General features: G+C 47.1%; 23 protein-coding genes. 15 read left to right on the top strand and 8 right to left on the bottom strand.

Features of this window, described 5'->3' with window-relative positions; all coding sequences use genetic code 11:
- Positions 1 to 14 precede the first annotated feature (14 nt).
- From MKY35_RS24190 to MKY35_RS24150, 9 genes are all read left to right on the top strand, one after another.
- Positions 15 to 1,034 (top strand): LLM class flavin-dependent oxidoreductase, encoded by a 1,020-nt coding sequence (locus MKY35_RS24190; protein WP_029518548.1) that lies wholly within the window; start codon positions 15 to 17, stop codon positions 1,032 to 1,034.
- 231 nt (positions 1,035 to 1,265) lie between these two features.
- Positions 1,266 to 2,159 (top strand): ABC transporter ATP-binding protein, encoded by an 894-nt coding sequence (locus tag MKY35_RS24185; RefSeq protein WP_165146097.1) that lies wholly within the window; start codon positions 1,266 to 1,268, stop codon positions 2,157 to 2,159.
- 12 nt (positions 2,160 to 2,171) lie between these two features.
- The gene (locus MKY35_RS24180) at positions 2,172 to 2,975 is read left to right on the top strand and encodes a (2Fe-2S)-binding protein (RefSeq protein ID WP_342445014.1); all 804 of its coding nucleotides are present in this window, start codon (positions 2,172 to 2,174) and stop codon (positions 2,973 to 2,975) included.
- A gap of 87 nt (positions 2,976 to 3,062) precedes the next feature.
- On the top strand, positions 3,063 to 3,539 hold the full coding sequence (locus MKY35_RS24175) for a glutathione peroxidase (protein ID WP_342445013.1): 477 nt from the start codon (positions 3,063 to 3,065) through the stop codon (positions 3,537 to 3,539).
- A gap of 389 nt (positions 3,540 to 3,928) precedes the next feature.
- Positions 3,929 to 5,290, top strand: a complete 1,362-nt coding sequence (locus tag MKY35_RS24170) for an FAD-dependent oxidoreductase (protein ID WP_307351333.1) — start codon at positions 3,929 to 3,931, stop codon at positions 5,288 to 5,290.
- A gap of 387 nt (positions 5,291 to 5,677) precedes the next feature.
- On the top strand, positions 5,678 to 6,511 hold the full coding sequence (locus MKY35_RS24165; RefSeq protein ID WP_165146106.1) for a formate/nitrite transporter family protein: 834 nt from the start codon (positions 5,678 to 5,680) through the stop codon (positions 6,509 to 6,511).
- Positions 6,512 to 6,882: 371 nt separating this feature from the next.
- Positions 6,883 to 9,015: a molybdopterin oxidoreductase family protein gene (locus MKY35_RS24160; protein WP_342445012.1), complete on the top strand. Its 2,133-nt coding sequence runs from the start codon at positions 6,883 to 6,885 to the stop codon at positions 9,013 to 9,015.
- Positions 9,016 to 9,061: 46 nt separating this feature from the next.
- Positions 9,062 to 10,312, top strand: a complete 1,251-nt coding sequence (locus MKY35_RS24155; RefSeq protein ID WP_318627948.1) for an MFS transporter — start codon at positions 9,062 to 9,064, stop codon at positions 10,310 to 10,312.
- 104 nt (positions 10,313 to 10,416) lie between these two features.
- Positions 10,417 to 10,911 (top strand): GNAT family N-acetyltransferase, encoded by a 495-nt coding sequence (locus MKY35_RS24150; protein ID WP_342445011.1) that lies wholly within the window; start codon positions 10,417 to 10,419, stop codon positions 10,909 to 10,911.
- A gap of 97 nt (positions 10,912 to 11,008) precedes the next feature.
- On the opposite strand, the gene MKY35_RS24145 is transcribed toward MKY35_RS24150, so the two are convergent.
- Together MKY35_RS24145 and MKY35_RS24140 are read right to left on the bottom strand one after the other, a co-directional pair.
- Positions 11,009 to 11,557, bottom strand: a complete 549-nt coding sequence (locus MKY35_RS24145; protein WP_029518539.1) for a GNAT family protein — start codon at positions 11,555 to 11,557, stop codon at positions 11,009 to 11,011.
- A gap of 84 nt (positions 11,558 to 11,641) precedes the next feature.
- Complete coding sequence (locus MKY35_RS24140) at positions 11,642 to 12,367, bottom strand: copper amine oxidase (RefSeq protein ID WP_342445010.1); 726 nt, start codon at positions 12,365 to 12,367, stop codon at positions 11,642 to 11,644.
- A 168-nt stretch (positions 12,368 to 12,535) separates the two neighbouring features.
- On the opposite strand from MKY35_RS24140, the gene MKY35_RS24135 reads away from it, so the two are divergent.
- Positions 12,536 to 14,254: a glutamine--tRNA ligase/YqeY domain fusion protein gene (locus MKY35_RS24135; RefSeq protein WP_342445009.1), complete on the top strand. Its 1,719-nt coding sequence runs from the start codon at positions 12,536 to 12,538 to the stop codon at positions 14,252 to 14,254.
- A gap of 178 nt (positions 14,255 to 14,432) precedes the next feature.
- Here the strand turns inward: MKY35_RS24135 and MKY35_RS24130 are convergent, their stop codons facing one another.
- Positions 14,433 to 15,641: an MFS transporter gene (locus MKY35_RS24130; protein WP_342445008.1), complete on the bottom strand. Its 1,209-nt coding sequence runs from the start codon at positions 15,639 to 15,641 to the stop codon at positions 14,433 to 14,435.
- A 198-nt stretch (positions 15,642 to 15,839) separates the two neighbouring features.
- On the opposite strand from MKY35_RS24130, the gene MKY35_RS24125 reads away from it, so the two are divergent.
- Entirely contained in the window at positions 15,840 to 16,520 is a 681-nt protein-coding gene (locus MKY35_RS24125) for a molybdenum cofactor guanylyltransferase (RefSeq protein WP_029518535.1), read from the top strand.
- 85 nt (positions 16,521 to 16,605) lie between these two features.
- Positions 16,606 to 17,220, top strand: a complete 615-nt coding sequence (locus MKY35_RS24120) for a LysE/ArgO family amino acid transporter (RefSeq protein WP_342445007.1) — start codon at positions 16,606 to 16,608, stop codon at positions 17,218 to 17,220.
- Between the two features lie 257 nt (positions 17,221 to 17,477).
- On the opposite strand, the gene MKY35_RS24115 is transcribed toward MKY35_RS24120, so the two are convergent.
- Genes MKY35_RS24115 through MKY35_RS24100 form a run of 4 tightly spaced genes read right to left on the bottom strand, consistent with a single transcriptional unit; the run spans position 17,478 to position 19,760 of the window.
- Positions 17,478 to 18,410, bottom strand: a complete 933-nt coding sequence (locus MKY35_RS24115) for a 1-phosphofructokinase family hexose kinase (protein ID WP_342445006.1) — start codon at positions 18,408 to 18,410, stop codon at positions 17,478 to 17,480.
- 56 nt (positions 18,411 to 18,466) lie between these two features.
- Entirely contained in the window at positions 18,467 to 18,781 is a 315-nt protein-coding gene (locus MKY35_RS24110) for a multidrug efflux SMR transporter (RefSeq protein ID WP_165146127.1), read from the bottom strand.
- On the bottom strand, positions 18,781 to 19,122 hold the full coding sequence (locus tag MKY35_RS24105; protein ID WP_013312354.1) for a multidrug efflux SMR transporter: 342 nt from the start codon (positions 19,120 to 19,122) through the stop codon (positions 18,781 to 18,783). The genes MKY35_RS24110 and MKY35_RS24105 overlap by 1 nt, the downstream gene beginning before the upstream one ends.
- Before the next feature lie 44 nt (positions 19,123 to 19,166).
- A complete protein-coding gene (locus MKY35_RS24100; protein WP_342445005.1) occupies positions 19,167 to 19,760 on the bottom strand; it encodes a TetR/AcrR family transcriptional regulator in 594 nt (197 codons plus the stop codon).
- 204 nt (positions 19,761 to 19,964) lie between these two features.
- On the opposite strand from MKY35_RS24100, the gene cls reads away from it, so the two are divergent.
- Positions 19,965 to 21,476, top strand: coding sequence for a cardiolipin synthase (cls, locus tag MKY35_RS24095; protein WP_029518528.1), 1,512 nt, complete (start codon positions 19,965 to 19,967; stop codon positions 21,474 to 21,476).
- Between the two features lie 35 nt (positions 21,477 to 21,511).
- On the opposite strand, the gene MKY35_RS24090 is transcribed toward cls, so the two are convergent.
- Positions 21,512 to 23,008, bottom strand: a complete 1,497-nt coding sequence (locus tag MKY35_RS24090) for a phospholipase D family protein (protein ID WP_342445004.1) — start codon at positions 23,006 to 23,008, stop codon at positions 21,512 to 21,514.
- 230 nt (positions 23,009 to 23,238) lie between these two features.
- Here MKY35_RS24090 and MKY35_RS24085 point away from each other — a divergent pair, with 230 nt between their 5' ends.
- Together MKY35_RS24085 and MKY35_RS24080 are read left to right on the top strand one after the other, a co-directional pair.
- Positions 23,239 to 23,664 carry a DMT family transporter gene (locus tag MKY35_RS24085; protein ID WP_069010024.1) on the top strand — a complete coding sequence of 142 codons (426 nt, stop codon included), beginning with the start codon at positions 23,239 to 23,241 and terminating at the stop codon, positions 23,662 to 23,664.
- A 59-nt stretch (positions 23,665 to 23,723) separates the two neighbouring features.
- Complete coding sequence (locus tag MKY35_RS24080; protein WP_342445003.1) at positions 23,724 to 24,428, top strand: cyclic nucleotide-binding domain-containing protein; 705 nt, start codon at positions 23,724 to 23,726, stop codon at positions 24,426 to 24,428.
- The last annotated feature ends 31 nt before the right edge of the window (positions 24,429 to 24,459 follow it).

Raw genomic sequence — 24,459 nt, 5'->3', positions numbered from 1 at the left:
AAGGTCAGACTTTTATGATAAAACTCAGCATTCTTGACCAATCTCCGGTATCGGAAGGCATGACGCATGCGCAGGCATTACAAAAGACCGCTGAGCTTGCTATAGAGGCGGAACGCTTGGGTTATCATCGCTTTTGGGTATCAGAGCATCATTCTGCAGCAAATCTCGCTGGGTCCAGCCCGGAGGTACTGATTTCACATCTGGCCGCCCGTACTCGGGCCATTCGAGTGGGGTCGGGTGGGGTGATGCTGCCTCATTACAGCGCTTATAAAGTAGCGGAAAACTTTCGTGTGTTGGAGGGATTGTATCCGGGACGCATTGATTTAGGTCTGGGACGGGCGCCTGGAGGAATGCCCATTGCTACCAGAGCCCTGCAAGAAGGCAAAATGCGAGGGGGTGTAGATCTATACCCTGAGCAGTTGGATGACCTGTTAGCTTATTTACATGACAGCACAGGCAATAATCACCGTTTCGGTTCGCTACAGGCGATGCCGCTTATAGAAACTGTACCGGAAATGTGGTTGCTCGGCTCCAGCGGTGATAGCGCAGGTCTGGCAGCCGAGCGTGGCGTGGGCTTTGCGTTTGCGCAGTTCATTAATGGTGAAGGCGGCACAGGGGCTATGAAGGAATACCAGGAAAGCTTCCAGCCTTCCCAGCATAGTGACCAACCACGTTCGCTTGTTGCCGTATTTGCGATCTGTGCGGATACCGAAGAGGAGGCCAATCGCTTGGCTTCCAGCATGGACTTGTCTCTTGTACTATTAGAGCAGGGAATGCGCTCCGCTGGAACACCTTCCGTGGAAAAGGCACTGGCGTATCCGTATACGCCGTTTGACCGGATGCGGATACGTGAGAATCGCAAACGTATGGTGGTCGGTTCGCCCGAACAGGTGAAGCGTCAGATTGAGCAATTAAGTAAGGACTATAATGCACAGGAGATCATGGTTGCGAGCATTATTCATGACTTTGACGCCAAAATGAAATCTATACGTCTCATGGCCGAAGCATTTGGACTGTCTTCTGTACAGTCATAATGCAATTCGCCGGATTTGAAAGATCACAGCTTCGAGGAGCTGTGATCTTTTTTTGAATTTTTTGAGGAAATATTGGATGATATGCACTGTATGATATAGGAAATAAACCAGTTAACACTTGATAATGATTATCAATATCTTTATTATATAAAGATAGAATGAAGTTTTGATGAAAGTCGTGCGTTAAGCCCGTGACTATATATATTGGATAAGGGAAAGGGATGATTCCACATGTTTCGTCTGAAAACGGCAAATCTGGATATTGCTTATGAAGATCGATTGATTGTAGAAGATCTGAACGTAGAAATACCGCAAGGGAAAATCACAGCCTTGGTGGGCGCAAATGGTTCTGGCAAGTCCACCATTCTGAAGACGATGGCTCGCATCATGAATCCTAAGGGCGGCAGTGTTCTGCTTGACGGTAAATCCATTCATAAGCAATCCACCCGGGAAGTAGCTAAGCAGCTGGCTATTTTGCCGCAAAATCCGACTGCACCGGAAGGATTAACCGTGACGGAACTGGTATCTTACGGACGTTTTCCTTATCAAAAAGGTTTTGGTTCCATGAAAGCGGAAGATCGCAAAATGGTAGAGTGGGCCATTCAAGTAACGGGAATGAGCGAGTTCCACGATCGTCCGATTGATCAGCTTTCTGGCGGTCAGCGTCAGCGTGCCTGGATTGCTATGGCACTTGCGCAGGATACGGATATTTTGTTTCTGGATGAGCCGACGACATTTTTAGATATGGCGCATCAACTGGAAGTGCTGCATTTGCTGGAGTATCTAAATACTTCGGAGGAGCGCACCATTGTTATGGTTGTGCATGATTTGAACCATGCGGCCCGGTATGCTCAGCATATGATTGCAATCAAAAAAGGGAAAGCTGAGGCGGTAGGAACTCCAACTGAGGTTATGTCCCCTGATGTGCTGCGTGAAGTGTTCGGGATTGAGGCTGATATTGTAACAGATCCTCGTACAGGTGTACCGCTCTGTCTTCCGTATGCTTTGGCTGGACAGCCTGCGGTAAGCCAAGCCATAAAAGATATGAATGTGGAAGATAAGCAACCTGTGGGTTCTGTTGCTGAGCGACGTGATGCTAGAGCACAAGTAGCGGCAAGAGGTTAAAGGGGACATACCATGAAACCACTGGATTACGATCAGCTTGAGCAACTAGCAAACATAGTGAGAGTCACGCCGGAGGATGCTGTATATTCCGGGCCAGTGGCCGAATGGCTTGAACCAGATAAGATCCGCTCTGTGATGGAGTATTATGGCGATCTTCTGCGTGCTGAAGACGATTTAACCGCAGCCGTTTACTTTGCGAACCAGTTGCGTGGCCTCGTGTTTGCGCAGCATTTTATGGTATCACTGTGTGAACGCCGTTGGGACCTGTCCGTTTCTAATCTCAGATTTCATATTTGTTATGAAGGTCAATATCCCTCTATTAGTCTTCAGGTCATCGACTTAACAGAGCTGGACAATACGTGGAACAATGGGGATCACCGTTCTTCCAAACAGGCTCAGCAAGTGTTACGAGACTTTTACAGTTTGCAGATGCGGCCCATATTGGAAGCAATTGCTACAGTGGGGAGCGCATCTATCGGCCAAATGTGGGGACAGTTTCCGTTGGCATTGCTGTATTTTAAGGATAGAGTACAGCCATCGTTGACTGATCCTCAGGATGTGGAGCGCTTTGAACAAGATTATATGTATGTGACACGTGAACTTGAGGGAGAGATATTCGGGCGTAAAAGAAATCCGTTTACGGTTCGTCTCGTTGAATTGGACAATCCTTACCGCCCTGGTGAAAATACCTACATGAAACCGTCCTGTTGCCAATATTACAAGACAGGTGGAGGTCAGCGGTATTGTTATACTTGCCCCAAAATGTCCGCTTCCGAACGCGAAGAACGCAGACTCGAAGTGGTGGCATCACGGTAAAGTCTCTGTGGATGTTGGCATGTCCGTCACGTTTTGGTTAAAATAGGTTATGTAACCTAAACCAAGCGACACGAAGGAGGATGCTGTATGTCTGTCTATTCACATAATGCCGTAACACCAGCGAATCAGGAGGTTTCTCTGAATACTTACGCTGGTAAGGTGCTGGTTATTGCGAATACCGCCAGTAAATGCGGACTTACCCCGCAATATGGGGATTTGCAAAAGCTTTATGACGAATATAAGGATCGGGGATTAGTTGTATTAGGTTTTCCTTGCAACCAATTTGGCGGTCAGGAGCCGGGCAGCAGCGAGGAAGCGGCTGAATTTTGCCAACTGAATTACGGGGTTAATTTCCCGGTATTCGCCAAAGTGGACGTCAATGGACCGGATACAGCGCCTCTGTTTGAATATTTGAAAAAGCAACAGCCTGGAGAACAGGAAGATGGGACAATTCAGTGGAATTTTACGAAATTCATTGTGAATCGTGAAGGTGTACCTGTGGGTCGTTTTGAACCGAAGGAGTCACCAGAAACGATGAAAGCAGCCATTGAGCAATTGCTATAGTAGCTTTGCCTTCATTCCAAAATATATGTTTAAAAAGGTCTGATTTCCGGCATGTCTCCGGGAAGCGGACCTTTTTTTGTTCTCTACATGTGCATTTGTCTAAGGGGGAGCATCATGTGAAAGTCGATTCCATGGGCATAATCAGGCCGCCTACAGGGGAAACTGAATGGAGCAAAAAAACATTTCAGCAAACAGTTGATCTCGTATATCCTTTCTTTTTTAAATGTGGACAAATTGTGAATATCACAAAAAGCTATTGTAATGTGAAAAATATCACACTATAATAAGTACATGAAGTGAAATAAATCACAAACGCTAACGAGCTGTTTACGTGAAACTATTCACAATTATCATACAGTTTATGCCCACACACCAAGGAGGAATTTAACATGAAAGTAGCAGTTATCGGATGTACACACGCAGGCACAGCAGCTATCGTTAACACAGCTAAATGTTATCCAGATGCAGAAATTACCGTTTACGAGCGTAATGATAATATTTCATTTTTATCTTGTGGTATTGCGCTGTACGTAGGTGGTGTCGTCAAAGATCCGCACGGCCTGTTTTATTCGTCTCCAGATCAACTGTCTGACTTGGGTGTAGTGACCAAGATGCTTCATGAGGTAACGAGTGTGGATACGGCTGGCAAGTCGCTGCATGCCCGTAATCTCCAAACAGGTGAAGAATTTACAGACACATTTGATAAACTAATTGTGACCACGGGATCATGGCCCATTATTCCAAAGCTGGAAGGCATTGAACTTGATCATATTTTGCTCTGTAAAAACTATAATCATTCCAATGATATCATTGAGAAAGCCCAGCACGTACAGAACATTACAGTCGTGGGAGCTGGATACATTGGTGTTGAATTGGTAGAAGCTTTCCAAATGAACGGTAAAAATGTAACGCTGATCGACAGTGCTGATCGTATATTGAATAAGTATTTGGACCATGAGTATACAGACCGGATTGAAAGTTCCCTGAAGGAACATGGCATTAAGCTGGTACTTGGCGAGACGGTGAGTCGTTTTGAGGGTACGAACGGTAAGGTAAGTAAAGTCGTGACCTCTAAAGGAGAATATGAAACAGAGCTTGTTATTCTCTGCATCGGTTTCCGACCTCAAACGGATCTGCTCAAAGGTCAGGTAGATATGTTGCCTAACGGTGCGATCATTGTGGATAACTATATGCAAAGTAGTTGCCCGGACGTGTTTGCAGCAGGCGACAGTTGTGCAATTCGCTATAATCCGACCGGCAAAACGGCTTATATCCCTTTGGCAACCAACGCAGTTCGTATGGGTACGCTGGTGGCACGTAATCTGGTGCAACCAACCATTGCCTACATGGGAACCCAAGGAACTTCGGGTATCAAAATTTACGAAGACAATATCGCAGGAACAGGCATGACGGAAGCTGCGGCAACAGACGAAGGCATGACTGTAGAAGCTGTAACCATTGAGGACAGCTACCGACCTGAATTTATGCCAACCTCCGAAAAAGTGTTACTGAAAGTGGTTTATGAGCAGGAGACGCGAAGAATTCTGGGGGCTCAAATTATGTCGAAGGTGGATTTGACGCAATCCATTAACACGCTATCCGTAGCCATTCAAAACCATATGACCATTGACCAGTTAGCCTTTGTCGATTTCTTCTTCCAGCCGCATTATAACAAGCCTTGGAATTTCTTAAACGCGGCAGGTTTACAAGCATTGCCTACAATATCTGAACGGAACCCAGTTACTGTATAATTAGATTTGTCTGTGACATTGTTCATAAGTTTGTCAACAATCTGAGGCGTACGGATGAATCCTTATAGTACAATATAGAGTAGCATAAGGATCAGGGGGGAAGTAACTTATGAGTTTGTTTTATATCCTTTTTCTTGTAGTCGTGGCCATGGTAGGCCTTGGTGGAGTTCTTTGGTTCTTAAGAGCAGTTGAAAAGGAAGAATACAATTAAATGTAAAGCGCGTAGTAGCGCAGTAGATGTAATAATACAGAAAAACAGTCCTTTTTTCAGGGGCTGTTTTTTTTATAGTTACGAAAGTGATTTTTTTCACAAACTTAATCACTGATTTTAAATAAAATATGAAAGAAGAATATTTTAGTGAATAGATATTAAAGGAGCGGGGATATATGGCGAGCTATAAACCGGGGCAAATTGCTGAAAAGACGGTGGAAACAGGAGTGGCCAAGGCGAACAACCCGTGGACTGTGGCGGTGGTACTGGGATTTTTGGCAGGTGCATTTATTGCACTCGGGTTTTTGCTGGATATACGTGTTATTGCAAGTGCGCCTAAAGAATGGGGAAGCATTGCCACCTTTATTGGAGCTGCGGTGTTCCCTATTGGTCTGGTATTAGTTTTGATCGCCGGCGGAGAATTGCTGACCGGCAATATGATGGCGGTCCCTTTGGCGAGATGGGCAGGACGGATTAAGACAGGAGTCATGCTTCGTAATTTGGCGATTATTACGCTCAGTAATTTTGCAGGTGCGTTATTCGTTGCATTTTTCTTTGGGCATGTGCTGGGTTTGACAGAAACGGGCCCTTATCTGGACAAAGTGGTGGATATGGCAGGACATAAGCTACACGAAAGCTTTTTGCAGTCTTTTATATCGGGTATAGGATGTAACTGGCTCGTAGCACTGGCTGTATGGTTGGCATATAGTACAGACTCCATTGGCGGCAAAATTATGGGGATTTGGTTCCCGACCATGGCCTTTGTGGCTATTGGATTTCAGCACGTTGTTGCCAATATGTTTCTCATTCCGGCGGCTATTTTTGCAGGCCACTTTTCATGGGCAGATTATGTTATGAACTTCATTCCGGTCTGGCTGGGGAATTTGGTAGGAGGTAGCCTGTTTGTGGCTGGAGCCTACTGGTTGGCCTATCTGAAAAAGCCTCAAGCCAACGCACATCCAGTGAATGAATCTCCAACTACTTCTTCGGTTGCACATCCAATCCGTTGAGTGATCCTACCTAATCACGGTACTTTAAACAGCAATGAACAAAGCAAATCCGCCATGACAGGCCCGGGGGAACGAAACCTGTCATGGCGGATTTTTTTGGGAGTGGTCCATGATTTGGCATGGAGGATGAGTGTGCTCTCGTCCATGATGCCTTGATCTTTTTTACCCTCAGTAAGATATGATGAAACAGGATGTTGAAAAAAATTATAATTCTTAAAAAATCCGTTTTGCTCTATGCAGCAGACGGATTTTTTTAATATTTTGGAGAGCGGCTGTGTGGGAAAATCCTTCTCTTGCCATAGGCCAAAGCTGTGGATATGATAAGATCAGTGTAATTTTTGGAAACGGTAACGGAAAGGAGCATCAACACTATGGATCATCGCAATAGCGCGCCTCGTGAGGCCACGCTTCAACAAGACTTACAAGGGGGACAGCGGATGACGGAGCAGCAGGACGGTGTTTTTCCGGCTGTATGCCCGTTAGATTGCCCGGATACGTGTGGGCTCCTGCTTCACAAGGAAAAAGGAAAGATAGTCAAGGTGACTGGAAACCCAGATCATCCCATTACCAAAGGGGCTATTTGTAACAAAGTTCGCAATATGACGGAGCGGGTATATGATCCTGATCGGGTGCTCTATCCGTTGAAGCGTATAGGCCCCAAAGGAGAAGGGAAGTTTGAACGTATTAGCTGGGAGGAGGCAGTCGATACCATTACAGGTCGGTTCAAGGAACTGATACGTATGGACGGACCGGAATCTATCCTCCCCTACAGCTTTTATGGCAATATGGGCGTATTGAGTGTGGATGGAATGGATCGCCGATTTTTTAATGCGCTGGGTTCAAGCCAACTGGATCAGACGATTTGCAGCGTGGCTGGGAATGAAGGCTGGGCGTCCGTTATGGGTTTTAAGGGCGGCACCAGCCCGGAGGACACGGAGGATGCAGACCTCATTATTGTGTGGGGTGGTAATGTCATTAGCACCAACATGCATCAGGTCGTTTTGGCTGAGAAAGCACGTAAAAAAGGTGCTAAGGTGGTCGTTATTGACGTTCATCGTAACCGGACGGCGCAATGGGGGGATTGGTTCATTCCGTTATATCCGGGGACGGATACAGCGCTCGCGCTGGGTGTTATGAATGTACTGTTCGCTCAAGGACTGACGGACGACGAATTTTTACATCGCTACACAGTAGGTCATGAGGAACTGCGCGAGCATGTTAAGACATATACACCAGAGCGAGTTTCGCGGATTACCGGCGTGCCGGAAGGGGATATTATCCGTTTGGCGGAAATGTACGGAACTGCGAGAGCAGCGTATATCAATATCGGTAATGGTCTTCAGCATCATGATAATGGCGGTATGAACGTACGTGCGGTTACATGCTTGCCTGCGCTCACTGGACAATGGCTGAAGCACGGCGGGGGAGCGTCACGCTCCAATGGCGCTTATGCCAAGATTAACAGCGCCCATCTGGAGCGTCCTGATCTGCGACAGAACCCGGATGCCCGGATGATTAACATGAACCGGATCGGAGAAGCGCTGCTACAGAAGGAACAGCCGATTAAGGCGTTATTCGTATATTGCAGTAATCCGGTAGTTGTAGCCCCCGATTCGGAACGAGTGACTAAAGGATTTGAACGAGAGGATTTGTTCACAGTCGTTCATGACCTATTCCTAACCGATACGGCCCGCTATGCAGATATTGTGCTGCCTGCCGCGTCTTCTTTTGAAGGAACAGATCTGTACAAATCGTACTGGCACCACTATATCCAAATGCAGCAGCCCGTCATTGATCCGCTTGGGGAAAGCAAAAGCAATTATGAGCTGTTTAGCCTGCTCGGACGGGCAATGGGCTTTGATGAAGCTGCCTTTACGGAAAGTGAAGAGGATATGATTGCAGGTGCGCTTAATAATCCAACGAACCCTTATCTGAACGGTGTAACCTTGGATGCTTTACAAAAGTCACCTTTTGTAAAGCTCGATATGACGCCAAAGGCTAATTATCTGGAGCGTCTAACTACGCCTTCAGGCAAAATTGAGTTGTATTCGGAAAAAATGAAACAAGCAGGTCTGCCCGCGATGCCTTCTTATGTGCCGCTGATTGAAGGGTACGACGGAGAGCATCGACCGCAAGCGGACGAGCGGTATCCATTAATGTTTATTTCACCGCCAAACCATAATTTTCTGAATTCTACTTTCGCTAACTTGCCCAAGCATCAGCGACTGGAGCGGGAGCCCTTGCTACAAATTCACCCGGAGGATGCCCAGACAAGGGACATCGCGGATGGGGACCCGGTTACCGTATGGAATGATCGGGGGACGTATGAGCTGAAAGCGAAAGTCACCGATCTGATGCTGCCCGGTACAGTGATTAGTCAGGGATTATGGTGGGAAGGCAAAGGACGCAGACAGCGTATCAATGTGTTAACCTCTGATCGGCTGTCGGATATGGGACAGGGGGCTACTTTCTTCTCAACGGTGGTGAATGTGAAGCGCCAATGAGATTATGCCTTTTATGGCGTCAGATGCAAAAGGAGAAACAAAAGATATGAAATGGTTGGAGTCTTATCCGAAAGAAGTGAAAGTGTTTCTCGTTGCCAGCCTGATTAATTCTGCTGGAAGTTCTCTGATGTGGCCGTTGGTTAGCATGTATGTGTTTGACGAGCTAAACCGTAGTATGGGAGATGCAGGAATTGCGATTTTAGTGCAGTCTCTGGGCGGAATTTTTGGTCAAGTGTTGGGCGGAGCCCTCTATCACCGTATTGGAGCCAAGAAACTGATTGTTGGCTCGCTCGCGATGAACGCGCTGGGACTTCTCGCGCTTCCATTTACCAGCGGTCATTGGGTAGCGTTTGTCATCATGATGGGTTTTATCGGTTTTTTTAATGTCGTATCTGTGCCTGCGATTCAGGCGTTTGTAGGTTTTCGTTTCGCTGACCGTCGCGGAGAGCTGTTTAATATTATTTATGTCGCTAACAATATTGGGGTTGCAGTGGGTACGGGATTGAGTGGTGTGCTGGCGGATCTTTCCTATCAGCTCAGCTTTGTGATGAACGGGGTGACTTCTGCGGTATTTGCCGGATTCTTCTGGTCTTATCTAAGTAGGGTGGATCGGGAAGAGGGGGAAGTACAGCTCAGCAAGTCTGTGAAGAAAAGAGAGGAAATCCCAGCTCGATTGCTGTTTCGTGATACCAGGCTGTATCTCTTTGTGGGATTAGGCTCGCTTTTTTTATGGTTCGGCAATTCGATCTGGAATACAGGAGTGTCTCCCCATATTATTGAGCAGGGCTTGCCTAAAACGATGTATGGATTACTATGGACACTGAATGGTATCCTTATTTTTGCCGCACAACCCATTATTTTTTGGATAAAACGACTGTACGCTCATCACGCTTCAACGCAAATGACATGGGCCGGAGGATTTTATTTGGCGGCTTATATTGTCATGCTGGGCACACAGAACTATACTGGAATGATATTCGCTATGGTTCTGGCGACCCTGGGAGAAATGCTGATTGCACCTGCGGTTCCAGCATTCCTGTCTGATCATGGAGGTCGGGGTGCACCCTTTTACATTGGGCTTGTGGGGGGCATTGGCGCAGCCGGACGGGTAATGGGGCCTTATATTATGGGGAAGTTGTATGATGGTGGTGGGTTACCGCCTACACTTTGGCTGGCATCAGGCGTAGCGGTGTTGTCGATCCTGTTTTTCGTCCTGCACAGCTGGTTGAACCGTTTCCGGCATCATTCGGATACTTTAAATACTATGACGTCCAAGGCGGATGTTCCCAGTTCTTAAGTCCTAATAAAAATGCAGTATTATGCTGTAATTATGGTACAATAAGTGACGGATGATTGTAGTTATTGCTTCAGGAAAGCCTTCACAGGAAGGATTGAAAGGAATTGTTTACAAGTCAACTCTTGACGATACGTCATTCGGAGATGAAGGATGCTCCTGATCTGATTGCGCTGGATGAATTGGTATGGAATGAACGCACGGCTCCCGCTTCGCTGTCCTGGAAGTCGCGCGGGGAGTTTCTGCGTAATACGCCTCCAGGCTCTCAACTGGTCGCCATCGAACAGGAAGTACTCTGCGGGTATATTGGATTTCGTCCTCCAACGCTGTTGGCTAGTAATTGTCATGTACTCGAAATAAATATAGCTGTACATCCAGCTTATCATCGCAAAGGCATTGGGACGGCACTCATGAACTCCATGAAGGACTTTGCAGCCGCCGAGGGCATACGCAAGTTGAGTTTGCGTGTACTCTCATGCAACACGGAAGCCCTTATGTTTTATGAAAAAAGTGGTTTCGCGATTGAAGGACGTTTGCATGAGGAGTTTTACATAGCAGGCCAATTCGTAGATGATGTGTTAATGGCCCATTTCTTAAAATAGGCGGGAGGCTACAGACAGCAATTCGGTTGTATGCCCGGCCTAAACCAACAACGCCGCAGACCTGCTCAGGTCTGCGGCGTTGTTGTACAATACAATATTACCGAAGTTGCTTCCATTCATTTTGGAGCATACCGTACACTGCGTGGTTCATGTAGCCGTCGGGCAGCAATTCCGCTTCGCGTACAATGCCTTCGAGCACAAAGCCCAAACGTTCCGGAATACCGCGGCTGCGGCGGTTCGTCGTTGCAGAGCGGATTTCGACCCGATGCAAGTCCAGCTCCATCAAAGCATATTCAACGAATACGCGGCAGGCGCTGGTCATTAGACCTTGTCCTTCGTACCCGTGTCCAAGCCAGTATCCGATGCTAACGGAGCGGTGAGTCCAATTGATCTCATGGTAGCTGATGATGCCAGCAAGTTCGTTGTCTATCCAAATTCCGGCGGTCAGACTACCGTTCTCTGCGGCTTGTTTCAAGGCGCCCTGCACGAACTGCTCTGTGTGGCTGATTTCCGTGGTAGAGTCTACCCATGGAAGCCATTGACGCAGGCGGTCACGGGACATTTCGATCAGCTCAAACAGAGGCTGCACATGCTCCTTGGTGAGCGGCCGAAGGACTGTGCGTTCGTCCAACGCATATGTAAACATGATTGATCCCCTCTTTCACTCGGAAAATCGCTAAACCAGCCAGTCTAGCATTTAATCCCATGCTACCTTATTCTGCGAGAGTCGTCAAAAGGGAGAGGAAGCTTCAAATTCAATAGGTCCCACCCGGAACCGTTCATGCTCGTATACATATTTCAGATCCAAATCCCCTACAAATTCGGTTGGGGATACACTGCCAGATACAGTGGCTTGCAGAGGAAGCTGTTCGGCATCATACATTACGACAGAGCTAAAATCGAGATGCTTTGTAAATTGGGCTGGATCATCGTAAAATACTGATGCTTTAGGGTCCATCGTGTGTGTGACACCGTCAATCGTGACAGCAATATGAACCTGGCGGTTGTGGTCACGTGGCTCCACTGAGCTGTGTACGCGCTGGGACACAGCATCTGCTGCCGATTCGACTGCATATTCTTCCATCGTCCGTGCGTTAACAATATGCAACTCCTGCAATTCGACACCCGTTCCCGAGGCACGCGTGAGGACCACGACGGCTTCACGCACACCATCCCCGTTCACATCCCTATAATATAATTGTGGTGCGGTGGAAATATCTGCCGAGCCCGACCATCGGAATGTGTGGCGTTGTTGGCCGATTTCCAATACAGCTGAATGGAATAATCCCTGTGACGGACTAACAGCATATAAGCGGACGGATGAGTCTTCTGGAGCGCTGGCTAGTGGACGAGATTGTACAGTTCCGTTCACCGGGTCCGGTGAAGGATGGCCGGAAGTCATGACGGAAGAGGACAAAAGCATAGACAGCAGGATCACAATGAGCAGCTTAAACACGGGTGGGTCTCCTTTTCCGGGCAAAATAAAAGATATATACACTATAACGAATTTATTTGCCGAAAATGTTAACTCTTTTTCATAACTTGTCACTTTTTTTGCTGAAGAGAGCATAAGGATTTTCATTTTATTGAGTTATGCGGTGTGAAAGGGTATATTTAAGGGAACATGTTTTACACAGATTATACGGAAGAAAGGTTGATTAGCGTGGAGAAGCCGATCACTCCCCCCAATTTTATTAAAAATGTTATTGAAGAAGATCTACGTACGGGTAAGGTAAAGGAGGTTGTTACACGATTTCCGCCTGAACCAAACGGATATTTGCATATTGGACATGCCAAAGCTATCTGGATCAATTTCTCGTTAGGAGATGAATTCGGAGGACGCACAAATCTGCGTTTTGACGACACCAATCCGGCGAAGGAAGACACGGAATACGTGAACTCCATTCAAGAGGACGTGAAGTGGCTCGGTTATGAATGGGAGGAAAAACACTTTGCCTCCAATTATTTCGAAGAAATGTACAAGCGTGCCATCCTGCTGATTCAAAAGGGTAAAGCTTATGTGGATGACCAAAGCGCGGACCAAATCCGTGAAACTCGTGGCACACTGACCGAACCGGGGCAAAATAGTCCTTATCGGGATCGCAGTGTGGAAGATAATCTGAAGCTGTTTGAAGAGATGCGTGCAGGCAAATACCAAAATGGTGAAAAGGTGCTGCGTGCCAAAATTGATATGGCTTCAGGAAACATTAATTTACGTGATCCAATTATTTACCGCATTTCACACACAGCACATCACAATACTGGCGACACATGGTGCATCTATCCAATGTACTCCTATGCTCATCCGCTGGAAGATGCGATTGAGGGAGTAACGCACTCACTCTGTTCGCTGGAATTCGAAGATCAGCGCCCGCTGTACGATTGGGTTGTAGCTGAATGTGAGATGGAAAAGGTACCGCACCAATACGAATTTGGACGGCTGAACCTGGCCCAAACCGTAACCAGCAAACGTAAGCTTAAGCTTCTGGTCGATGAAAAGCACGTAGATGGTTGGGATGATCCGCGTATGCCGACGATTTCCGGTTTACGTCGTCGCGGCTATACACCGGAGGCCATCCGCAGCTTCGTATATGAGACAGGTATTTCCAAAGCCTACGGAGTCATCGATTTGCAGGTGCTGGAGCATTTTGTACGTGAGGATTTGAAGCTTAAAGCACCCCGCACCATGGCAGTTATAGATCCGTTGAAGGTGGTTATCACAAACTATCCTGAAGGACAAGTTGAAATGCTGGAGGCGGAAAACAATACGGAAAATCCGGAACTCGGAACACGCCAAATTCCGTTTTCCCGTGAAATTTATATCGAGCGTGAGGACTTCATGGAGAATCCGCCGAGCAAATACTTCCGTTTGTTCCCTGGTAATGAAGTACGTCTCAAGCATGCTTACTTCATTAAATGCAACGATGTGATTAAGGACACAGACGGAAATGTAACGGAAATCCACTGTACCTATGATGTAGAAACCAAGAGCGGATCAGGCTTTACTGGACGTAAAGTGAAAGGCACGATCCACTGGGTAGAGGCTACTCAAGCGGTTCCTGCCGAATTCCGTTTGTATGAGCCTTTGATTAACGCAGAGGACACGGATGAGATTGAAGAGGATGCATCGGAAAAAACATTCCTTGACCAATTGAATCCGAACTCTTTGGAAATTGCTCATGGCTATGTCGAGCCGAACATGAAAGAAGCTCAATCGCAGGACAAGTTCCAATTTTTCCGTCATGGTTATTTCAGTGTCGATCCGAAGCTTTCCAAACCGGGTCAGCCTGTATTTAACCGTGTTGTATCGTTGAAGAGCTCTTTCCAATTGCCTAAGCAATAGGCTGTTGGAAAGCGTGGGAGAGATGGTAGCTTCGTGCGACCAGTTGAAAAGGAGTCTGCCGTTGGCAGACTCCTTTATTTTACGCATGCACGCTCTTTATACATTTGACGATACTTGCTAACAAGCCAGAAGGGAAGAGGGGATACCTCATTCCTCTAGTGTAGTTAAGGGGCATTTTCTATTCGTTCGTGCCCGCTGGCAGTCCTGGCTGATAACCGTTCTTGTACAGCATGTACCACATAATGGCGAATCCCGCAGAGCCAAGTAGGGCGAAAAAGACCCCTGCATGGTACATCATTTCTCCACCAAAGTTCTGGAATAGCCAACCTCCCGCAAAACCTGCTACGATACCGGATATACCACTCCAGGTCAAGGTATATACGGCCTGTCCGGATGATCGGTATGCTGCAGGGGTAAATAGGACGGTCAACTGGGTGCCTACATAGAAGTATCCACCGAAGGTGACGCAATGAAGTGCCTGAATAAACACGATCTGAATCGGGTCTGTGGCCAGAGCCATCAGTTCCCACCGTAAGGCAAACAGCAAACTGACGAGTGCCAAACAACCTACCATCACGGTCATCTTTTTGTTCAAGAAGCGATCAAACAGCAAAAATACAATAATTTCGAATACCGATGACATAAAAACAGCAAAACCAAGCATCTGTTTGGACCCACCCAGCTCGGTGATGTACAGGGACATAAAGGCGCTGTTGATCGAATTCGGGATGGATACAAGGATGCCCAATAAAATAAAGGATATAAAGTATCCGTTCATTAAAACGCTGCCAAAGCCACGCAAATGAATAGTTGCTGTCTCCACAGAGCTTTTTAGTGGTGGAATCGACAAGGTGCAGATCAATGCAGCCAGAAGAAGTACCGTAAAGATGGTGGATATGCTGGATATCCCCGTTTGGTCAATAACTACGCCGGCAACTGCCGCTGTCACAGCCCAGCCGAAGGAGCCCCATATACGGAATGAGCCGAATTTCCGGTCTGTGCCCTCAATATAGCTGAGAATTAGGCTATTGCTTTGGGCAAATAAAGGGCTTTGAAAAAAATAAAAACCAATCATCGACACATAAATCATGATATACGTATGGACATGAAATAAAGCTTGCAGCAATAACAAGGTACCTATAATCATAAATAGCAGAATACGTCGGAGGTTACGGCTCCGGTCGCTTGTATAGCCCCAAAAAGGGTTCGCGAATACGGATACAAAAGGTCCGATGGCCATCAGACTCCCGATCTCCAGCTTGTCCATGCCGATATCTTGCAGATACAACGGGAAGAAGCTGGAGAAAATGACCATAGCTCCATATAGAAAAAAATTATACAGTTTTAAGGAATATAGAGGAGTCTCTTGAATTTCTCTCTTTTGCAAGACAAGCCATTCCTTTCTTAGCCCGATAGAGAACTGCGCATCGATGCCGATCTGTGGGGAGGTTCTTTATTCCAATGTATCATGTGTTGAAAGGGTTAACAAACCAATTAATTAACAATTATGTAATAATTAAATTTTGTTCAAAAAATTCATGATGCACATTTGCAATTGTTTTCAGAAAAAAAGGAGGGCATATTTGTGAAAGTGACTGGTATTATCGTCGCAGGAGGACGTTCCAGACGAATGGGACAGGACAAGGCTCTGCTTGAGATTGATGGAGCCACTATGCTTGAACGGATGTATACTACATTGCAGCAGGCGGCCCAGCGGGTTGTAGTAGTCACTCGTGACAACCAAGGATATGGCCTGAGTGGTATGGAAACTGTGTCTGATGTTTTTCGGGGCATGGGGCCCTTGAGCGGTATCCATGCAGGATTATCTGCATCTACTACGGAGTGGGGGATGGTTGTCGCTTGTGATATGCCCTTTGTACAGCCAGAGGTGCTACATGATCTGCTCGCTGTAACTAAGAAGTGGACGGAGTTGCAAGGAACGAGGGAACCAGCATTGCAAGCAGTGATACCTTCTATGGATGGACGTATACACCCGTTGCTGGCTGTATACCATCGGAGCGTGCTACCGTCTGCCGAGGAATGTTTGCGTAGTGGACGGCTTCGTCTCACCGATTGGTTGGACAAGCTGAACGTTCGTTATGCGACAGTAGAAGATTTGCCGGGAGTGAGTGAAGACATGTGGCATAAGGCAGTGTTCAATATGAACAATCCGCAGGACTACCAGCTTGCTATAGAGCAGTTGAAGCATAGTATAAAACAGACCACGCAGAGCGTGAAGAATTTAAAGGAAATGCAAGAGGATTAGGCACGTACAAGCTTCCTGTTCGAGGACTATTTAGGAGAGAAAATACCAGAGAAATATAATGGGTTAAATTTGGGGGAATATATTTATGCTGGAAGCTATTATCCATGCTGTTTTATTGGCACTGGGTTTGATTTTGCCTTTGGGGGTACAAAATGTATTTGTGTTTAATCAAGGGGCGTCCCAGTCGCGGTTTCGCAATACATTGCCTGCTGTCATTACAGCGGGTGTCTGTGACACAATCCTGATCACGCTTGCGGTTGGGGGCGTATCTCTTATTTTGCAGCAATTTCTATGGCTCACGAACGTACTCTATGCGGCGGGCTGTTTGTTTCTGTTGTATATGGCTTGGACTTTATGGAGATCGAAGACAGCTTCCTCGGGAGAAAGTCAGGCGATGCGGCCGAAACGCCAGATGATTTTTGCCGCTTCGGTATCGCTATTGAATCCACATGCCATACTTGACACGGTTGGCGTAATTGGAACCAGCTCCCTCCAATATGACGGCGGGGAACGCTGGGCCTTTGGTCTAGCCGCCGTGTCCGTATCTTGGATATGGTTTATTGGTCTTGCAACGGCGGGGCGTCTCGTGGGACGTATGGATTCAGAAGGGAAGTTTGGGACTGTGCTCAACAAAATATCGGCCCTGATTATTTTAGGCTTGGCCATTTATATGGCGATAAATTTCATTACCAGTATGTGACCCAAGCCTGGTTAGAGGAAAAACTTCAATACAGCGAACACCCCGCTCATGCAAAGGGAACACCGATCAAAAATAGCATAAAGGCCAGACAGCCTGCACCATTTACACCGCCTGCAATTCGGGCGTCCCGAGGGTTGGATGGATTGTAAATCGAAAAAGCGCATAGTTGGAATATAGAACATTCGGAATCGGAACAACTGTGTTTGTGGTATGAAAATGAGCGAATGTGTAGATGAAATAAAAAAAGTGACGCTGAATTACAACAGCGTCACCGTAATGCCTTGCTCCAGACGCCTCACATCCTGGAGCTCGATCTTCCCGGCCATGGCGTGCAGAGCTGCCGCTGTGCCGCAGGCCGCTCCCTGCCGTAGCATGGCAGGGAGATCCAGCCCCGTCGCCGCGCCGGTGACCAGGCCGGCGACCATGGCGTCACCGCTGCCGAGCGCGCTGACAATGTCCGCGTCTGGCAGGCTCACGCGGTAGCGCGCATTGTGCGTCACCGCCAGCGCCCCGCTCGCGCCGAGCGAGATGACGGCCAGCTGCGCTCCGGCGTCCAGCAGCTTCGCTGCCGCCGCTTCAGCGGCATCCGGACGCGCTGCGTCGATCCCCGCGAAGTGGGCGGCCTCGTCCTCGTTAGGCTTCACGAGGTCGGGTTTTCCGCGCAGCCCCAAGCGCAGCGCCTCACCGCTCGCGTCCAGCGCCACCCGCGCGCCACGTGCCTTTGCCAGCGTGCACAGCTCGGCGTACAGATCGGGCGGACAGCCGGGTGGCAGGCTGCCGGAGAATACGACCCAAGCCGAATCCTCGGCAAGGGTCTCGATTTTGCGCCGCAGTGCGGCTAATTCAAGTGGCCCAACGGTCGGTCCGCTCTCAATCAGCTCGGTCTGCGTGCGCGCGGACGGGTCGAGCACGGTAATGGCGAGACGGGTCTCCCCATGTGCCGTTTCAATGAAATCGGCGCTTACGCCTTCCGCGCTCAACCCGTCAATGAGCAGCCGTCCGGTGTGTCCGGCAGCAAACCCGGTTGCTCGTACTGGCTCGCCTAGTGTGCGAATGACGCGGGCGGCATTCACGCCCTTGCCGCCCGGTACCGTCAGGCCGCCTTCAATGCGGTGGACGGCATTCAAACCGAAGCCTGCAACTGTGTAGATTTTATCCACAGCCGCGTTAAGCGTTACGGTGGTAATCACAAGGCACCACTCCTTTAAGATCAGCAATTTGCAGCATTTGATGCCATTCGCTTATGCTAAGATATTAGCTTTAATCCCAATGCTGCGGCAAGAATCATGGCGATGAATAAGACACGCAGTACGCTTTTTTGTTCACCGTACAAGAACATGCCTGTAATCGTGCTACCAACCGTTCCGATGCCTGTCCATACCGCATAGGAAGTCCCCATAGGCAAACTTTTCATGGCATAGCTGAGTAGAGAGAAGCTAAGAATAAAGGATAAGATCATAAGCACTAAGGACTTCCAGCCTTTGCCCACCGTAACTCCCTTCATACCGATGACTCCTAATACTTCCGAGCATCCCGCGATAACCAAAGCAATCCAAGCCATTATGCGCCACTCCCTTCCTGAACATCACGGTCGGTAACTAACTTCAGGCCGACCACACCTGCCAGCAAAAGGGCGATTAACAGCGTTTTGGACCATTGAAACGGTTCCCCGAATAGCAGCATTTCACCTACGACCGTTCCCCCTGTCCCTAGTCCAGTAAATACAGCATATACCGTGCCTACAGGCAAACGCTTCGCAGCCTTCATGATCAAATAAAAGCTGGCCACCACAGCCAGCACGGTTACAGCCCAGGCGAGTATGGAATCCGCATGCTTCAAACCCGATACCCATACGACCTCAATCAGGCCGCCAACAAAAACGTAAATCCAACTGCGATTCATGATGAATATTCTCCTCAAAAATAAATTTTATAAGTTCGACGGCTTCATGCTTCATGAGGTGAGGTTAACGTAATCCCACGCCAAAAAATAGGCCATGCAGCGTTCAGTCTTCGGTGGTAGTTGACGCTTCCACTGTACAGTAGCTCCACTATGACTCCGTCCACCAGTGTCATAAAGGCTAAAGCCACATCCACTGGCTCCATATGCCCAAAAGGTTCCCGATCCTGTGTATTCCGGAGGCGGCGAGTTAATTTTCGCTCCATTTTGTCCAGAAAAGGATTAACAATATCCAGCACCTCGTTATACAACGATACAGGCGGAAAGAAGGAAAAGCGAAGCATAAACTTGGCTGAGTCGTTGCTCTCATATTCCTGTCCCATCCAAAACAAGAAGTCATGCAGGGTATGCTTAAGCGGCTGATCTTTACGTTCCGTAAAGTACTCGAAAATACGTAAATTCTGCTCTTGAAAAGCATACCTCGCTACCTGTAGGAACAGATCCTCTTTGCCTTGGAAATGCGCGTATATAGACGGTTTTCGGATACCGACCTCAGCGGCAATACTGCTCAAGGATGCTCCTTCATACCCATTGGTGGCAAATTGAAAAAGAGCGGCCTTTCGAATCTCTTCCATTCCCATTATTGTCACCTACCTAACGTTCGTTAGTTTATTCTTGCACAAAAAAAAGTAAGTGTCAACCCAGCGTCATTGTGTTTTGTATAAAGCTTTTCTTTGGATTTTTTTATCAACATTTTAATAAAAAAGTGGGAAGAAATAAGGGGCTCATGTACAATATAATGAAGAATACTTGTCGAATGCAGTCCACTGGAAGTGAGGTTAGTTATGAGGCGAAGCTTACTAGCCGTATTGATCGCGGCTATGGTGTTTATTATTTATTATTTTGGCTTGTTTAATTACATCGGCAAAAATGAAGGAACTGTCATCAGTATTTTTTCCACCCTGACAGTGATCTCCATCAGTCTGATTATTTTTACGGAGAATCGTAATCCCTCCACTACGATGTCCTGGATTTTGCTGCTGGCATTGCTGCCAGTCGTTGGACTTCCTCTTTATTTTCTGTTTGGGCAAAATGTATTCAAGCGTCGCAAGTATGATAAAAAGGCATTGCGTGACCAACAGGCTTACGACCGCATAGAAAAGGATGCTTTGCGAGTCAAACGGGATCTGACCTGCTTTACAGATGAGCAGCAGCAGTTGATGCGTTTGGCACGCAGACTGGCCCGCTCCCCGATTTATTTTGCGACGGAAACTCAAATTCTGAACAATGGAGATGAAACCTTCTCCACTTTGCTAGAAGAACTGCGCAAGGCGCAGCATCATATCCATATGGAATATTACATTTTCCGTTCGGATGATATCGGTACCAGCATTCAGAAAATTTTGATTGAAAAGGCTAAAGCGGGTGTTAAGGTTCGGTTTATGTACGATGCGGTGGGCAGTATTCAGTTGTCAAAGTCATTTTTGAAAGAAATGAGAGATGCAGGAGTAGAGGTTGTTGCGTACGGCGGCGCTCGGATCTTGTTCTTCTCCAGCCGGGTAAACTATCGTAATCACCGTAAAATTGTAGTCATCGACGGTAATATCGGATTAATTGGTGGTCTAAATGTGGGAGATGAGTATCTCAGCCGCAACAAAGCCTACGGCTTTTGGCGTGATACGCATATGATTGTGAAGGGCGAAGCTGTGCGGACGTTGCAGCTTATATTTCTACAGGATTGGCTTCACATGACGGGTGAGTCGGTGCTCGATAGCGAATATCTGTCTCCCAGTATTGAACCCATTACAGACGGAGGCGTGCAGATTATTGCTAGCGGCCCGGATAATGAGCGGAGAGTGCTTAAAAATCTGTTTTTCTCCATGATCACGTCCGCCCGAAAATCAGTCTGGATTGCCACTCCTTATTTTATCCCGGATGAAGATATCCTGACTGCCTTACGGATGGCTGCCTTGTCCGGGTTGGACGTACGTATTCTGTTTCCCGCAAAACCGGATAAATGGCTACCTTTTCTCGCGTCTCATTCGTACTTCCAGTCGTTACTGGAGGTTGGAGTCAAGGTATATGAATATGAAAAAGGGTTCCTCCACTCCAAGCTCCTCATCATTGACGGGGAAGTTGCGACCATCGGGACAGCCAATATGGATATGCGTAGCTTTCATTTGAATTTTGAAGTTAACGCTCTGTTAATTCAAACGCACAGTGTGCAGCAGATGGTAACAGACTACGAACGAGATTTGCATTCTGCCAGTCTGATCGTACGCGAAGAATTCATGAAAAAACGTCTGTTCAAACGTTTGATGGAATCGCTCGCGCGGCTGCTTTCACCGCTGCTGTAGGGCATAAACGAATTCGCTACAGCACTATTCCGTAGTTAAAATGTAGTAAAGCCTAAAATATCCTGTAGACGGTATATAATATCTTTCCAAAATGTTGAATGATCCTCGTAAGCTGTTAGATCCAAACTGTATTCAGCCCCCTGATTATTCCATAGCTTATCAAAATAGGCCGCAACCTGTCGGGTCAGCTTGCTGTCCGCCGGAGCGGCCACCCACAATTCATTTTCCAGATTCAAATCATCCAGATTACGGGGGGTCAGATTGGTAGAGCCACCCCAAATGATATGCTCTCCTTGCACCTTGGCAATATAAATCAGTTTGGTATGGAACTGTTCATGGATGGTATGATACCAGCGAATCTGAATGTTCCCACCCGATTTATCGGACAACTCTTGGGCAACCGGACGATTGGGGATGCCGATTTTTTCCTGACCAAACGCATTTTCATTGGGGTCCAGCAGCAATTGGATGTTTACACCACGCGCAGAGGCATCCAGCAGGCTATTCAATACTTTACGGTCAGCCAAATAAAACTTGCCCATATGAATGCTGTCACCTTTCTTCGTCTGCGCAATGCCATCCAGAACTGAGGTGTACACTTTGCCCTCAGTTAGATATTTGATCCGGTAGCTGTCCTTACTCGATGGAACTTTGGGTTCGGCCTGTGGTGTATAGGCAGGAAGCTGTCCACCGCCCGAAAAGTCCAACACCGCCTGCTCTGTTTGTAAAATGTCTCCGATGATAGGCCCCTTTACCTCCAGCGCTACATTGGAGTGATAGGCGCTCGCGTCGTGCACATTGCCTGTAGAAATGAGCGCTGTCTGTTCGTTGGCAACCAATTTTCGATGATTGGCCTTGACATTTAACAGCTTAAGATAGGAGCGAGCCGTAACATCAGGTCCGTCACTGGCCATCAGGTTGGGAATCCAGCCTGTGCCCTGCTGCCCGAACCACTGGAAAAAGGTACGCCACACCGCCGAATAGATGGGTGTGGAGTCCCGCAACGGATCTACATCAGTCTGCACGACCTGAATCCCTGCTCGCTTCATATTCTCCAACAAAGGATTGGGAGCAGAATTATAGTTGGTATTGACTTCATCTGTAATGAAAAAGATAGGCATATCAGGATGAGCATTCTTTTTGGCAATAAGATGATCGGTCATTTGTGCGCTAACTTGGGGGAAGTGCTGACCTTTATGCTTATAGTCGTTGAACAGAAACAGATCGATGACGATAAATTGCTCGGCTTCATCAATGATCCCGAGCATACGCTTCAAAATTTGTCCTTCATGCTGTGCAGTACTACCATCCCCGGTGGGATAGGTCAAATCCGTCCAGAAGTTTACCTCATGGGTTGAATACTCCTGACTCTCATAAGAGACGAACGGAGGCAAGGGTTTATGGGTCTGATACAGCATGACGGCTATCAGCCAAAGGATAAGTACCAGAATGGCGATTTTAAGGGCACGGCCCTTATGCCTGGATTTTCTTTGATATTCCGGCTTAGAATGCAGCGGATCACGTGTAGTCATATGACGATCAACTCCTCAATTGGATGCTGCATTCCGTTTTACCGTGCCGGAACATGCAGTTTTATGATGGGATACTGTCAAGTTATTAACGCAAGTGTGCAGGATTGACGCGGATACTGAATGAAATGAAGGATGTTTTACTATTCGTTGAGGACATATGTCCTTTATAGAGAGTCTGCCCTATAATTTAATATATAGAAAAGTCATTTACATGGGGAGAATAACGATTTATGAGAGGAATCTTGTTTGCTTTTCTGGGAGGAGCGTGTATTACGCTACAAGGTGTAGCGAATACACGGATTAGTCAGGATATTGGTACATGGCAGGCTGCTGCTGTTACTCAGCTAATAGGGTTTATTTTGGCAGCATTAGTCTGGATGTTTACAAGGGATGGCAATGTGGCTGAAATGAAACAGGTGAAGCCGATGTATCTTTGGGGCGGTGCCTTTGCAGCTATTATTATATTTAGTGAAGTCACGGCGATCCAACATATTGGAGTTACGTTCACGATCTCGGCGTTGTTGATTGCGCAGTTGTGTTTAACCTTCCTGGTAGATATTAAGGGATGGTTCGGTATAGTGAAGCAAAAGATGAAGCTGCCACAATTTATAGGTATTGGTATGATGATCGCGGGTGTAATTATTCTGAAGCTTTAAAATAGAAATTTAACTTGTAAAGAAAGCTTAGAATGTAGAGATTGAAGGTGAGCTTAGGAATGAGAGAAATTCAGGATCAAGAGCAGCTAAAATATTTTTTGCAGCTGCATGAGTTGGAATCCATACTCTACGAGCCACTACATCCTTATTTGTCGTTGCATCGTTTGGAGCAAGGGGAAAAGCTCTGTTTACAGGGGGACCCCATTGAGCATCTATATATACTGGTGCAGGGCAAGGTCAAGATTTATACCAGCTCTACAGAAGGGAAAACCCTGATCCTTTGCTTCAAAACACCGATCGAGGTTATAGGAGATGTTGAATATATTCGGAGTAGTCACGTCATCAACACGGTAGAGGCAGTGTCTCCGATCTATGTGATCGGCATTCACCACCAATGGATGAACAAATACGGCAGAGACTATGCTCCTTTGCTGCAATTTCTATTGGATATTGTTACGCGAAAGTTTTGCCTGGACTCCGATTTTTCCAGTTTTAATCTCATGTATCCGGTGGAAGTCAGGCTGGCGAGCTACCTGTTATCGGTTTCTTTTGACGAATCGAATACATCTTTTCATGAGGAATTACGTGCATCCAGTCTGGTAGATGTGGCGAATTTGATCGGAACCAGCTATAGACATCTCAACCGTGTCATTCGCAAAATGATTGAAGATGGGTGGGTTGAACGGACAAAAGGCTATATTGTCATTCGGGACAGAAAAGGTTTGAGTGAACTGGCAGGGCATAATATTTATGAATCATTGTAATAGGAGCATGTAGTAAAAAGCAGAAGAATAT

It is taken from the genome of Paenibacillus sp. FSL L8-0638 (genome assembly GCF_038593075.1).
Taxonomy (GTDB): Bacteria; Bacillota; Bacilli; order Paenibacillales; family Paenibacillaceae; genus Paenibacillus; species Paenibacillus polymyxa_D.
This window is presented reverse-complemented; position numbering and strand designations above follow the sequence as displayed.